A 12,070-nucleotide genomic window follows, 5' to 3' on the forward strand; every position below is an offset into this window, starting at 1 on the left:
AGGGCCTGAAGGCCGGCCTTCCTACAAGGATCCAAACGAGGAAACCCATGACCCAGATTTTTGACGACCCCGCCGACTTCGTGGAGGAGGCACTGGACGGCTTCGTGGCCGCCAACCGCGGGTATGTGGCCCGCGTGGACGGAGGCGTTGTGCGTTCCACCGAAATGGCGCACCGCCAGGTGGCGGTGGTGGTGGGCGGCGGTTCCGGTCACTACCCCGCCTTTGCCGGCCTGGTGGGCCCCGGCCTGGCTGCAGGTGCGGTGTGCGGCAACATCTTCACCTCACCTTCCGCCGGCCAGGCCTACCGCGTGGCCAAGGCGGCGGACACCGGGGGCGGAGTGCTGTTCAGCTTTGGCAACTATGCGGGGGACGTGATCCACTTCGGCGAAGCCCAGCAGCGGCTTAACGCCGAAGGCATCGAAACGCGGACGGTCCTGGTCACGGATGACATCGCCAGCGCCCCCCTGGATGAAATTGATAAGCGCCGTGGAATTGCCGGTGACCTGACCGTCTTCAAGATCGCCGGCGCCGCGGCGGAAGCAGGACTGGACCTGGACGCCGTCGAACAGCTGGCCATCCGCGCCAACTACTGCACCCGAACGCTCGGCGTCGCCTTCGACGGCTGCACGCTTCCCGGTGCTGCCGAACCGCTGTTCAGGGTTCCGCCCGGCCAGATGTCGCTGGGTTTGGGCATTCATGGTGAACCAGGGATCTCCGAGCACCCGCTGCCTACGGCCTCCGAACTCGCCGAACTGCTCGTCTCCCGGCTGCTCCAGGACAAGCCTGATGGGGCCGGCAACCGCGTGGTGGCCATCCTCAATGGCCTGGGCAGGGTCAAGTACGAGGAACTGTTCCTGCTGTTCGGCAAGATCGAGAAACTCCTCACCACTGCGGGACTGGCGATCGTGGAGCCGGAGTGCGGAGAGCTGGTCACCAGCCTGGACATGTCCGGGCTGTCCCTTACGCTGCTGTGGCTGGACGAGGAACTGGAGCGCTACTGGGCAGCCCCGGCCGACACCCCCGGGTTCCGCAAGGGCAGTATGGCAGGGCGGGAACGCCGGGCACGGCGGACCCTGGATCGGGGCGAACAGGAGGGAACCGCGGCTGCTGAGGAGGAAATTGCGACGGCGGCAGCGGCTGAGCTGGGCCGGCTGGCAGCCGTCGTGCTCGCGCAGGCGCGGGCCGTCGTCGTCGAGCATGAAAAAGAGCTGGGCAGGTTGGACGCGATAGCCGGCGACGGCGACCACGGCATCGGCATGCGACGCGGCGCGGAAGCGGCAGCGGCAGCCGCCCTGCACGCCACGGCTGCCGGCGCCTCCGTGCAGCGGGTGCTGACCGCGGCCGGGGAGGCTTGGAGTGAACGCGCAGGCGGAACGTCGGGGGCGTTGTGGGGATCTGCCCTCGCGGCGGCCGGGCATGCCCTCGGCAACAAGGACTCGTACAGCGGCGGGGACGCGGCGGCCGCCGTGAACGCCTTCGTGGAGGCCGTCACCAGCCTGGGCAAGGCTGATATGGGCGAGAAGACAATGGTGGACGCGCTGCTTCCCTTCCGGGAGGCCTTCGTGGCCACGTTCGAAGTCGGGGCGCCAGTGACCGGGGCGCTGGCCTCCGCGGTGACCGCCGCGCGCCAGGCTGCCGACGCCACCGCATCCCTGCGCCCGCTGAAGGGGAGGGCACGGCCGCTGGCCGAAAAGAGCCTGGGCCACCCGGATCCCGGAGCAGTGTCCTTTGCCCTGATCGTGACGCGCGTTTCTGATTACTTGGATCCTTTACAGCCGCTGTCCTATCCCAGGCAGGCATCTGCCCTGGCCGGAAATGAAGTCCGCGCATGAGGACGGATGAAGGCGCAGCCGCGGGTTGGCGCATCGTCATCGGCAATGACGAAGCGGGCGTCGAATACAAGGAAGCGCTGAAGGCGCTGCTCGAAGCTGACAGCCGTGTTGCCTCCGTGGCGGACGTGGGCGTCGGTGCGGACGACCCTACTGCCTACCCGCACGTCGCCGTCCGCGCCGCCCGGAAGGTGGCAGCCGGCGAGGCGGACCGTGCCCTGCTGATCTGCGGCACCGGCCTGGGCGTGGCCATCGCTGCCAACAAGGTGCCCGGCATCCGGGCCGTCACCGCCCACGACTCCTACTCCGTGGAACGATCCGTCATGAGCAACAACGCGCAGGTCCTCACCATGGGCCAGCGCGTCATCGGCCTGGAACTGGCCAAGAAGCTCGTGGGCGAGTGGCTCAACCACCGCTTCGATACAACGTCACCTTCCGCCGCCAAGGTGGACGCCATCTGCTCCTACGAGCCCGAATCCACGAAAGCAGTCTGAACATGCCTGAAGCAGCAAACAGCGCAAGCCCCGCGAACGTTACCCGGCACGTCGCCGTCGTCGGATCGGGGTACATGGGCGGCGGGATCGCCCAGGTCCTGGCGCTCGGTGGAGCACGCGTGGCACTCGCCGACGTGTCCGCTGAAGTGGCGCGGAGCAACTACGACCGGCTCCTGGCGGAGTCGGACCAGTTCGTGGCCGACGGGCTGTTCCCCGCCGGTTCCACGGAAATCCTCAAGCAGAACCTCTGGGCCGCCAGCGACATCGAGGAAGCCGTTGCCGAGGCAGATTTCATCGAGGAAGCGGTCCCCGAGATTATTGCGGTCAAGCACCAGACGCTGTCCCGCATCAGCATGGCGGCCCGGGCGGACGCCGTCATCGGGTCCAACACCTCCACCATCTCCATCGGTGAACTTTCCCGGCCGGTCACCAATCCGGAACGGTTCCTGGGCGTCCATTTCTCCAACCCGTCACCCTTTATCCCGGGCGTCGAGATCATTGCGCATGCGGGCACTTCGCCGGAGGTTGTGGGGACGGCCCGCGACCTGGTCCACGCGGCCGGAAAGCAAACAGCAGTGGTCAAGGACGCCACCGGGTTCGTCCTCAACCGCCTGCAGTACGCGCTGTTCCATGAAGCCGCGCAGCTGGTGGAGCAGGGCATAGCAACCGCGGACGACGTTGACACCCTGGTCCGCACCACTTTCGGCTTCCGGCTGCCCTTCTTCGGGCCGTTTGCCATCGCGGACATGGCCGGGCTGGACGTCTACGACTTCTGCTACAAGTCCCTGCAGAGCGATTTTCCGGAGCGGTTCGCCACGCCGAAAATCCTGAGCGACCTGGTGGACGCCGGAAAGCTTGGCACCAAGACCGGCGCCGGGTTCCTCAACGTCCCCGCCGAACGCATCCCCGAGCTGATCGCCTACCGCAACAAGGCGTACGTAGCCATGCAGAAGCTGCTTGACGAGCTGGGTCCCGCACCGATCAACTGAGCACTTCGTGGGTGTCCGATCGCGTCAGCAGAAGATCACCCCAAAGACACCTTGCGGACACCTGCGCCCGGGAGAATCGAACCAGGAAAACTCCCATGCGAGAGGCGGGGAAAGGTCATGGCCAGCAATGACCACATCGACGTCGATTTCTGTCGGGAACTCGCGTCAGGCGATGCCGTCGAAGCGTATTACAAGAACACCCTGGTTCACCGCGGCCCGGTGACGGGCACTGCCCCGGACCAGGGGCTCGTCTGGATTCTCGACACCTTGACCGGCGACAGGCGGCTCCTCGACCTGGCCGAACTTGAGATTGTGCGCATTCCCCCGCGCTACCGTGAGGTCCGGGTGGAGGCACCCCGCCCCTAGCGCGGGGTGGACAAGCGCACGAGCCTAGACGGCCAGCCGCTGCCCCTCAGCCAGGGCAGGTGCGGAACACGCAGCCGGTGCCGGCGCAATCGCGGGGCGGGGAGCCACCACGGGGATGGCGCCCGTCAGGACCTCAACCACCGCCATCTGGCCGGTGGTGTCCGGGACGCCGGGGTACTGCACCTGGGGAGCTTCGGCGGGAGCGGCAGCGGGGCCGTCCGTTGCCCGCATACGGACCAGTGCGACCGCGGAGATCAGGAACCACGCCACGTTGGTGAACACCGAGGGCCAGGCCCCGTGCAAGGTGCCGTTGATAATGAAGGCAACGGCACCGAACAGGTTCGCCACCTGGAAACCCTTGCCGGCCTTCAACCAGCCCATGGACACGGCCAGGTATGCACTGAGAATCGCAGCCGCGCCTGCCCAGCCGGCAATTTCCCACAGCAGTTCCATGGCGTCCTTTCAAGATGTCCCGGACAGTATCCGGGCAGGGGTTTCGATAGCAATGAAGGTTCGGTTTTGCCGGTGCTGCGTTTTCTCAAGCCCTGTCCGGGCGAGGGCCTCATACTGGCCGGCGGCACAATCATATCCCGCGGGGAACCGGCCGTTTTCACTGCTGAACCGTGATGCTGCACACCTCTGGACAACTCCCCTGCCCCGTAGCACGATCTGAGGTGTGACCTCCGACCCCTACCTCCGCGAACTCACCCAGCTTCGCCGCGTCAAGGACCGGATGGACCGGGAGTACGCCCAACCGCTGGATGTTGAATCGCTGGCCAGGGACGTCCATATGTCCGCCGGCCACTTCAGCCGCCGCTTCAAGCTCGCCTACGGCGAATCGCCCTACAGCTACCTCATGACCCGGCGGATTGAACGCGCAATGGCGCTGCTCCGCAAAGGCGACCTCAGCGTCACTGAGGTGTGCTTCGCCGTCGGCTGTTCCTCCCTGGGCACCTTCAGCACCCGCTTCAGCGAGCTGGTGGGGATGCCTCCCAGCACCTACAAACAGGAGGCGGAACGCTCGACGGCGGGCATCCCCGCCTGCGTTGAAAAGCAGGTCAGCAGACCGGTCAGGAATCGAGAAGCGCCGCTTGCGGAGCCGCAACTAGCATGGCTGCCATGAACATCACCATCTCCTCCAGCTTCCTTCCGCACACCGATCCGGACGCCTCGATGGCGTTCTACCGCGACGCCCTGGGCTTTGAAATCCGCAATGACGTTGGCCGCGGCGCCATGCGCTGGATCACCGTGGGCCCGGCAGGCCAGCCGGACGTCTCCATCGTCCTCTACCCGCCCGCCGCGGACCCCGGCATCACCGACGACGAGCGCCGCACCATCGCCGAAATGATGGCCAAGGGCACCTTCGCAACGGTGGTCCTGTCCTCCCCGGACGTGGACGCCGCCTTCGCCAAGGTGGAGGCGAGCGGGGCCGACGTCGTCCAGGAACCCATCGACCAGCCGTACGGGATCCGGGACTGTGCCTTCCGCGACCCCGCCGGCAACACCGTCCGGATCAACCAGCAGCCCTAAGCTTGAACCCAGCGACGCCAAGGGAGGCTCCAAACCGGCCTCCCTCCGCCCAAACGGCCGAACAGATGGAGACCTCATGAGCACGGACACGAGCACCAGCACCCCCACAGCCGGAATGCACGTCGCTGACAGCCACGACACCATCCGTGTCCAGGGCGCGCGGGAAAACAACCTCAAGGACGTCAGCCTGGAACTGCCCAAGCGCCGGCTGACGGTCTTCACTGGAGTCTCCGGGTCAGGGAAAAGCTCGCTGGTGTTCGCGACCATCGCCGCGGAGTCGCAGCGGCTGATCAACGAAACGTACAGCGCGTTCGTGCAGGGGTTCATGCCCAGCCTGGCCCGTCCCGACGTTGACCGGCTGGAGGGCCTGACGACGGCGATCATCGTGGACCAGGAACGGATGGGCGCCAACCCGCGCTCCACGGTAGGCACCGCCACGGACGCGAACGCCATGCTGCGCATCCTGTTCAGCCGGCTGGGGAAGCCCTACGTGGGGCCACCCACCGCCTTCTCCTTCAACGTCCCCACCCGCAAGGCCAGCGGCGTGATGAGCACGGAGAAGGGCGGCCGCGTGGAGAAGAGCGTCGTCCAGCAGGTGACGTACCTGGGCGGGATGTGCCCGCGCTGCGAGGGCATGGGCAACATCAGCGACATCGACCGGACCGCCCTCTATGACGACTCCAAGTCCCTAAACGAAGGTGCCCTGACCGTGCCGGGCTACTCCATGGACGGCTGGTACGGGCGTTTGTTCGAGGGGATGGGCCTGCCGATGGACAAGCCCATCGCGTCCTTCACCAAGAGGCAGCTGGACACCATGCTGTACGCCGAGCCCACCAAGATCAAGGTGGAAGGCGTCAACCTCACGTTCGAGGGCATCATCCCCAAGATCCAGAAATCCATGCTGTCCAAGGACGTGGAGGCCATGCAGCCGCACGTCCGCCGCTTCGTGGAGCGGGCTGTCACGTTCGACACCTGCCCGGAGTGCAAGGGCACCCGGCTGACGCCGGAGGCGCTGTCCTCGAAGATCAAGGGCAAGAACATCGCGGACCTCTGCAGCATGCAGATCAGCGACCTCGCGGAGTGGATCCGCGACCTGGACGAGCCCTCGGTCCGGCCGCTGCTCGCCGGGCTCCGGGACCTGCTGGACTCCTTCGCGGAGATTGGCCTGGGCTACCTGTCCCTGGAACGGCCCGCCGGCACCCTGTCCGGCGGCGAGGCGCAGCGCACCAAGATGATCCGCCACCTGGGTTCTTCCCTCACCGACGTCACCTACGTCTTCGACGAGCCCACCATTGGCCTGCACCCGCACGATATCGAGCGGATGAACAACCTCCTGGTGCAGCTGCGCGACAAAGGAAACACCGTCCTGGTGGTGGAGCACAAACCCGAGACCGTCGCCATTGCCGACCACGTCGTCGACCTCGGACCGCTGGCCGGCTCCGGCGGCGGCCAGATTGTCTACGAGGGCGATGTCGACGGGCTGCGTTCCAGCGACACCGTCACCGGGCGGCACATCGGCTACCGGGCCCGGCTCAAGGAGGCGGTCCGCTCATCGGCCGGGGCACTGGAAATCCGCGGCGCGTCCACCAACAACCTGCGCAACGTGGACGTCGACGTGCCGCTGGGCGTCCTGTGCGTGGTCACCGGCGTGGCCGGCTCCGGCAAGAGTTCGCTCATCCACGGCTCGCTCGCGAAGCGCGAAGGCGTCATCACCATCGACCAGGGCGCCATCAAGGGCTCCCGGCGCAGCAACCCGGCCACCTACACCGGGCTCCTGGAACCCGTGCGCAAGGCCTTCGCCAAGGCCAACGGGGTCAAGCCGGCACTCTTCAGCTCCAACTCCGAGGGCGCCTGCCCCACCTGCAACGGCGCCGGCGTGATCTTCACCGAACTCGGCGTCATGGCCACGGTGGAATCCACCTGCGAGGACTGCGAGGGCCGCCGGTTCCAGGCCGCCGTGCTGGAGTACACGCTGGACGGCCGCAACATCGCCGATGTGCTGGCAATGTCAGTCGAGGAGGCACTGGCCTACTTCAGTGAAGGCAAAGCCAAGACACCGGCCGCCCACAAAATCCTGGAGCGGCTGGCGGACGTGGGCCTCGGCTACATCACGCTTGGCCAGCCCCTCACCGCCCTGTCCGGCGGCGAGCGCCAGCGGCTGAAGCTCGCGACGCAGATGGCGGAGAAGGGCGACGTCTACATCCTGGACGAGCCCACCACGGGCCTGCACCTTGCCGACGTCGAGAACCTGCTGGGCCTGCTGGACCGGCTGGTGGAATCGGGCAAGTCGGTGATCGTGATTGAGCACCACCAGGCCGTGATGGCGCACGCCGACTGGATCATCGACATTGGACCCGGAGCAGGGCACGACGGCGGCAGGATCGTTTTCGAGGGCACCCCGGCTGACCTTGTGGCCAAGCGGGCCACGCTGACCGGGCAGCACCTGGCCACCTACGTGGGGGCGTAGCCCGCTCCCGCGCGCAACCGCCTACGGTGGAGGCATGGCCGAAAACTACCGGTACGACGTCGAGATCCTGCACCTGCTGGTGTCGCCCGGGCATGCCTACTTTGGCCGTGCCCGGGACGGCGCCGCCAACGTGCCCACGGTGGACGCGGAAAAGGCTGAGGTGGTGGCGGGCAAGGGCATCGTGGGCGACCGTTTCTTCGGCAAGGCGGCCCACATGGATGCCGCGGTGACGTTGTTCGCCGTCGAATCCCTGGAGGCGATCGCCGCCGAGCTGGGGGCCGGACCCTTCGATCCGCTGCTGACCCGGCGGAACGTGGTGCTCCGCGGGGCGCAACTGGCTCCCCTGCTGGGGCAGGACTTCGTGCTGGAGTCGGGCGGCTCGGCGGTAACGCTGCACGCCGGCCGGCACGCCCAGCCGTGTGCGTGGATGGACGGGATGCTCGCCCCGGGCGCCCACGCCGCGATGCGCGGGCGCGGGGGCATCCGCTGCCGCGTCCTGTCCGGCGGCTTCCTGCACCGCGGCCCGGCAGTCCTGGTCAGCCCGGTACCGCTGGACCCCTCGCAGGCCGGCGCGCCCAGCGTGCTCCGCCCGTCGCGGCTGCCCTAACCATTCCAGCTGCACACCCCGGAGCAGCACGAGCGTTCCGCCCACCGCTGCCGCCGAGGCAAGGAAGACGCCGGCCGTGCCAAGCGCGGGAAGGCAGTTCCAGCCGGCGAGCGGGCCATGGCAGTTGCCAGCGCGCGGAAAAGCAGTTAACTTGGTTTCTCCGGAGGGGAGTATCCCTACTCCGTCCATCGTCAGTACGTAGGCCCCAGCGCCTTCCGGTGGACAGGCCAGCCCATGGCCCGGGAGAGACCTCCAGTTGGTAACTACTGACTGGAAGCAGGTGCTCCATGAATATTCCCCTGTGGATGTGGTTCGCTGTCATCGGATTCATCCTCCTCATGCTCGTCGTCGACCTCGTCGCCCACCGGCATGCGCACGTCATTTCAGTACGTGAAGCGGTTGCATGGTCAACGCTGTGGGTGCTGTGCGGCGTCGCGTTCGGCGGCATTGTCTGGGTGATGTACGGCGCGGAGTTCGGGCAGCAGTACTTCGCGGGCTACCTCATCGAAAAATCGCTGGCGGTGGACAACGTGTTCGTCTGGGCGATCATCTTCACCTTCTTCGCCGTCCCGCGCGAGTACCAGCACCGGGTCCTGTTCTTCGGCGTCCTGGGGGCGCTGGTGTTCCGCGGCCTGTTCATCGCGGCCGGATCGGCGATCATCGCCAGTGCAGGCTGGGTCCTCTACCTGTTCGCCGCTTTCCTGCTTTTCACCGGGCACCGGATGCTCAAACAGCGCAATGAGCACATCGACCCGGAGAAATCGCGGGCCCTGAAGCTGTTCCGCCGGCATGTGCCGATGACGGACGCATTCCATGGCCAGCGGTTCCTCATCAGGCGGAACGGTGTCCTGCTCGCCACTCCCCTGCTGGCGGTCCTTGTCCTGGTGGAGGTCACGGACATCATCTTCGCCGTCGACTCCATCCCCGCCATTTTCGCCGTGACAGACGAGGTCTTCCTGGTGTTCACGGCCAACGCCTTTGCCATCCTGGGCCTGCGCGCCATGTACTTCCTGCTGGCGGACCTCATCCACCGGTTCGTGTACCTGAAGGCCGGCCTGGCGCTGGTGCTCGTGTGGGTGGGCATCAAGATGGCGCTCAAGATCGACGTCTACTACATCCCGACGCCGGTCTCCCTCGCCGTCATCACCGCCATCCTCGGGGTCTCCATCGCCGCGAGCCTGATCGCCACCCGCGGCCAGGCCCGGCATGAGCCGCCCGCGCCGGCCGTACCGCCTTTCCGTAATGCCACACCGGAGGAGCTCGAGGCGCTGCAGCCTGTGTGGCGCCGCCGGACTGCAATCCGGGGCAAGGAGGACGTCCCGCCCGCCGAGGCGTCCGTCCGGTAGCCCTCGGTCCGGAGGCGCCGTCAAACGTTTGGCAACAAAAGAGGGCCCGCCGTGTGGCGGGCCCTCGTTGTTGTGGCCGTGCCGCAGATCCGTTCCCCCGGAAATCTGCGGCACGGCGGCTGTGGCCTGCTACCCGATCGGGGCAGGCGGCTGTTCCCCGCTGAGCACGGCGAGCGCATTGTCCGCGGCGAGCATCGCCATGGCGGTGCGCGTCTCCACGGTGGCAGAGCCCAGGTGCGGCAGCAGGACCACGTTGTCGAGGTCCAGCAGCCCGGGATGCACCGTCGGCTCCTGCTCGTAGACGTCCAGGCCCGCTCCCGCGATCACGCCGTCGCGCAGTGCGGTTGCAAGCGCCGCTTCGTCCACGATGGGTCCGCGGGCGGTGTTGACCAGGTACGCCGAGTCCTTCATCGCTGCCAGCTGCTCCGCACCTATCAGGTGGTGTGTGGCAGGTCCGTAGGGGCAGTGCAGCGAAACGACGTCGGAGACGGCCAGCAGCTCGTCGAGGTCCACCCGCCGGGCACCCAGCTCAGATGCGATGGCGGGATCGATTTCGCTGCGGGACTGGTAGACGATTTCCATGCCGAAGGCCTTGGCACGGCGTGCGGTGGCCTGGCCGATGCCGCCCATGCCGACCACCCCGAGGGTCTTGCCCTTGAGGCTGCTGCCGAGGAGGAAGAACATGCCCCACTTCCAGGCCTCGCCGGAGCGGATGAGCCGTTCGCCCTCGCCGAGCCGGCGCGTGGCCATGAGGATGAGGCTGAGCGCGATGTCGGCTGTGGCGTCGATGAGCACGCCCGGGGTGTTGGTGGCCACGACGCCCCGCTCTGTGCAGGCCGGGACGTTGATGTTGTCGTAGCCGACGGCTACGTTGGCGACGACTTTGAGCTGCGGACCGGCGGCGTCGAGCAGTTCGGCGTCGATGCGTTCGGTGAGCAGGCTGACGACGGCGTCTGCGCCGGCGACCCTGCGCAGCAGTTCCTCGCGGCTGATCGATTCCGGGCCTGCCCAGGCGTCGACCTCATGCTCGGCGCGGAGTTTCTCGAGTGCTGGTTCGGGGATGCGTCCCGTGACGACGACGCGGCTCATGCGGTTTCGATCCATTCCCGCAGGCGGCCGAGGCCTTCACGGATGTCCGGAACGTCGATGCCCGAGTACGCGAGCCGAATGTACTGCCGGTCTTCGCCAGGCTGGCGGCGGCCGAAATGCTCACGGGTACAGAAGGAGACGCCGGTCTTGTACAGGGCCTCGGTGGCGAAATCGCCCACTGCAGTGAAGCCCATGCGTTCCATGGCGTCCGTGACGTCCGGGAACAGGTAGAACGTGGACTGCGGGACGGCGACGTGCATGCCGGGGATGCCGTTCAGGAGTTCACAGGCTGCGTCCCTGCGGGTTTTCAGGACGTCGAGCATCTGCTGCACCGGTTCCTGGGGGCCGCGGAGTGCTTCGATGCCGGCCCACTGCACGTAGTGCGTGGTGCAGGACTCATCGTTGGTGTTGAGCGTACTGAGCACCTTGGCAATCTCGACCGGGGCGACGGCGCAACCCAGCCGGGAGCCCGTCATGGCGAACTTCTTGCTGAAGGTGTAGAGGATGACGGTGCGCTCTGCCATGCCGGGCAGGGACGCGATCGAGTGGGAAACCCCTTCGTAGCGGGTCTCGAAGTACGCCTCGTCGGAGAGCACCCAGAGATCGTGCTCGATCGCGATTTGGGCGATGGCCTCGCGTTCAGCGGCAGTGGACTCAGCAGAGATCGGGTTCTGCAGGTCGTTGTAGATGATGGCGACCGTGTTGGGGGTGATCGACGCACGGATCTGGTCCAGGTCGATGGCAAAGCCCGTGGAGGTGGGCACGTAGCGGTAGGCAACGGACGTGCCGCCGAGGTATTCGATCTGGGATTCGTAGATGGGGAAGCCGGGGTTCGGGTAGAGCACTTCCTGGCCGGGGTTCATGACCGCCTGGAGGAACTTGGTGATGACGGGCTTGCCGCCAGTCATGACCACCACGTTGTCCGGCGAGAACTGGATGCCGCGGCGCGAGCCGAGATCATCGGCGAGGGCCTCCCGCAGCTGCGGGATGCCGGGGCCCGGGCAGTAGCCCGTGTAGCCGTCCGCAATGGCCTTGTTCATCGCCTCGACGATGTGCGGGGCGGTAGGGATGTTGATATCGCCGAGATGGAACGGGTATACCCGGTTCCCCTGCGCCTTCCAGGACGCGGCGGCCTGCGCGACGCTGAAGGCAGTCTCGGTGCCCAGCCGGTCGAGCCGGTGTGCGAGTTGCTGCATGCTGTTCCACTCCTCATCGAGTTGACAATTGGTACTGTCGATCCGCTGGCTAATATATCAGAATGCGGGCTTTGATATATAGACTTGCTCGAAGATTTATGGATACGCAGGCAGCGGCAGGGAGGGGAACGCCTGCCGACGGAACGACGGCGGCACT

12 protein-coding genes are annotated in these 12,070 nt (G+C 66.7%); 9 read left to right on the plus strand and 3 right to left on the minus strand.

The window, feature by feature from the left end:
• Window positions 1-47 precede the first annotated feature (47 nt).
• The 4 genes from dhaL to AC5RUO_RS11920 all read left to right on the plus strand — a co-directional run bounded on the left by dhaL (window position 48) and on the right by AC5RUO_RS11920 (window position 3,678).
• Window positions 48-1,832 (plus strand): dihydroxyacetone kinase subunit DhaL, encoded by a 1,785-nt coding sequence (gene dhaL, locus AC5RUO_RS11905; RefSeq protein WP_494103603.1) that lies wholly within the window; start codon window positions 48-50, stop codon window positions 1,830-1,832.
• Window positions 1,829-2,323, plus strand: a complete 495-nt coding sequence (locus AC5RUO_RS11910; protein WP_494103604.1) for a ribose-5-phosphate isomerase — start codon at window positions 1,829-1,831, stop codon at window positions 2,321-2,323. The genes dhaL and AC5RUO_RS11910 overlap by 4 nt, the downstream gene beginning before the upstream one ends.
• A 2-nt stretch (window positions 2,324-2,325) precedes the next feature.
• Entirely contained in the window at window positions 2,326-3,312 is a 987-nt protein-coding gene (locus AC5RUO_RS11915; protein WP_494103605.1) for a 3-hydroxyacyl-CoA dehydrogenase family protein, read from the plus strand.
• 117 nt (window positions 3,313-3,429) lie between these two features.
• Window positions 3,430-3,678 carry a hypothetical protein gene (locus AC5RUO_RS11920; protein WP_494103606.1) on the plus strand — a complete coding sequence of 83 codons (249 nt, stop codon included), beginning with the start codon at window positions 3,430-3,432 and terminating at the stop codon, window positions 3,676-3,678.
• A gap of 24 nt (window positions 3,679-3,702) precedes the next feature.
• On the opposite strand, the gene AC5RUO_RS11925 is transcribed toward AC5RUO_RS11920, so the two are convergent.
• A complete protein-coding gene (locus tag AC5RUO_RS11925; protein ID WP_494103607.1) occupies window positions 3,703-4,131 on the minus strand; it encodes a CBU_0592 family membrane protein in 429 nt (142 codons plus the stop codon).
• A 280-nt stretch (window positions 4,132-4,411) separates the two neighbouring features.
• Between AC5RUO_RS11925 and AC5RUO_RS11930 the strand changes: the two genes are divergently transcribed.
• The 5 genes from AC5RUO_RS11930 to AC5RUO_RS11950 all read left to right on the plus strand — a co-directional run bounded on the left by AC5RUO_RS11930 (window position 4,412) and on the right by AC5RUO_RS11950 (window position 9,628).
• A complete protein-coding gene (locus AC5RUO_RS11930) occupies window positions 4,412-4,801 on the plus strand; it encodes a helix-turn-helix transcriptional regulator (protein ID WP_494011419.1) in 390 nt (129 codons plus the stop codon).
• A complete protein-coding gene (locus AC5RUO_RS11935; protein WP_494103608.1) occupies window positions 4,789-5,208 on the plus strand; it encodes a VOC family protein in 420 nt (139 codons plus the stop codon). Before AC5RUO_RS11930 ends, AC5RUO_RS11935 begins: the two co-directional genes overlap by 13 nt.
• Before the next feature lie 76 nt (window positions 5,209-5,284).
• Complete coding sequence (locus AC5RUO_RS11940; protein ID WP_494103609.1) at window positions 5,285-7,675, plus strand: ATP-binding cassette domain-containing protein; 2,391 nt, start codon at window positions 5,285-5,287, stop codon at window positions 7,673-7,675.
• A gap of 34 nt (window positions 7,676-7,709) precedes the next feature.
• Window positions 7,710-8,282: an MOSC domain-containing protein gene (locus tag AC5RUO_RS11945; RefSeq protein WP_494103610.1), complete on the plus strand. Its 573-nt coding sequence runs from the start codon at window positions 7,710-7,712 to the stop codon at window positions 8,280-8,282.
• A gap of 287 nt (window positions 8,283-8,569) precedes the next feature.
• A complete protein-coding gene (locus AC5RUO_RS11950; protein ID WP_494103611.1) occupies window positions 8,570-9,628 on the plus strand; it encodes a TerC family protein in 1,059 nt (352 codons plus the stop codon).
• A gap of 129 nt (window positions 9,629-9,757) precedes the next feature.
• Here the strand turns inward: AC5RUO_RS11950 and AC5RUO_RS11955 are convergent, their stop codons facing one another.
• Both AC5RUO_RS11955 and AC5RUO_RS11960 read right to left on the minus strand, forming a co-directional pair.
• Entirely contained in the window at window positions 9,758-10,717 is a 960-nt protein-coding gene (locus tag AC5RUO_RS11955; RefSeq protein WP_494103612.1) for a 2-hydroxyacid dehydrogenase, read from the minus strand.
• Complete coding sequence (locus tag AC5RUO_RS11960) at window positions 10,714-11,913, minus strand: pyridoxal phosphate-dependent aminotransferase (RefSeq protein ID WP_494103613.1); 1,200 nt, start codon at window positions 11,911-11,913, stop codon at window positions 10,714-10,716. The genes AC5RUO_RS11955 and AC5RUO_RS11960 overlap by 4 nt, the downstream gene beginning before the upstream one ends.
• Window positions 11,914-12,070: the final 157 nt, after the last annotated feature.

Source organism: Arthrobacter sp. Y3221087 (assembly GCF_059089905.1).

Excerpts from the sequence above, each read along its gene's own strand:
- AC5RUO_RS11930 (WP_494011419.1), top strand. The coding sequence starts at position 4,412 with ATGGACCGGGAGTACGCCCAACCGCTGGATGTTGAATCGCTGGCCAGG.
- AC5RUO_RS11925 (WP_494103607.1), bottom strand. The coding sequence starts at position 4,131 with ATGGAACTGCTGTGGGAAATTGCCGGCTGGGCAGGCGCGGCTGCGATT.
- AC5RUO_RS11955 (WP_494103612.1), bottom strand. The coding sequence starts at position 10,717 with ATGAGCCGCGTCGTCGTCACGGGACGCATCCCCGAACCAGCACTCGAG.
- AC5RUO_RS11940 (WP_494103609.1), top strand. The coding sequence starts at position 5,285 with ATGAGCACGGACACGAGCACCAGCACCCCCACAGCCGGAATGCACGTC.
- dhaL (WP_494103603.1), top strand. The coding sequence starts at position 48 with ATGACCCAGATTTTTGACGACCCCGCCGACTTCGTGGAGGAGGCACTG.
- AC5RUO_RS11960 (WP_494103613.1), bottom strand. The coding sequence starts at position 11,913 with ATGCAGCAACTCGCACACCGGCTCGACCGGCTGGGCACCGAGACTGCC.
- AC5RUO_RS11920 (WP_494103606.1), top strand. The coding sequence starts at position 3,430 with ATGGCCAGCAATGACCACATCGACGTCGATTTCTGTCGGGAACTCGCG.
- AC5RUO_RS11915 (WP_494103605.1), top strand. The coding sequence starts at position 2,326 with ATGCCTGAAGCAGCAAACAGCGCAAGCCCCGCGAACGTTACCCGGCAC.
- AC5RUO_RS11950 (WP_494103611.1), top strand. The coding sequence starts at position 8,570 with ATGAATATTCCCCTGTGGATGTGGTTCGCTGTCATCGGATTCATCCTC.
- AC5RUO_RS11910 (WP_494103604.1), top strand. The coding sequence starts at position 1,829 with ATGAGGACGGATGAAGGCGCAGCCGCGGGTTGGCGCATCGTCATCGGC.
- AC5RUO_RS11935 (WP_494103608.1), top strand. The coding sequence starts at position 4,789 with ATGGCTGCCATGAACATCACCATCTCCTCCAGCTTCCTTCCGCACACC.
- AC5RUO_RS11945 (WP_494103610.1), top strand. The coding sequence starts at position 7,710 with ATGGCCGAAAACTACCGGTACGACGTCGAGATCCTGCACCTGCTGGTG.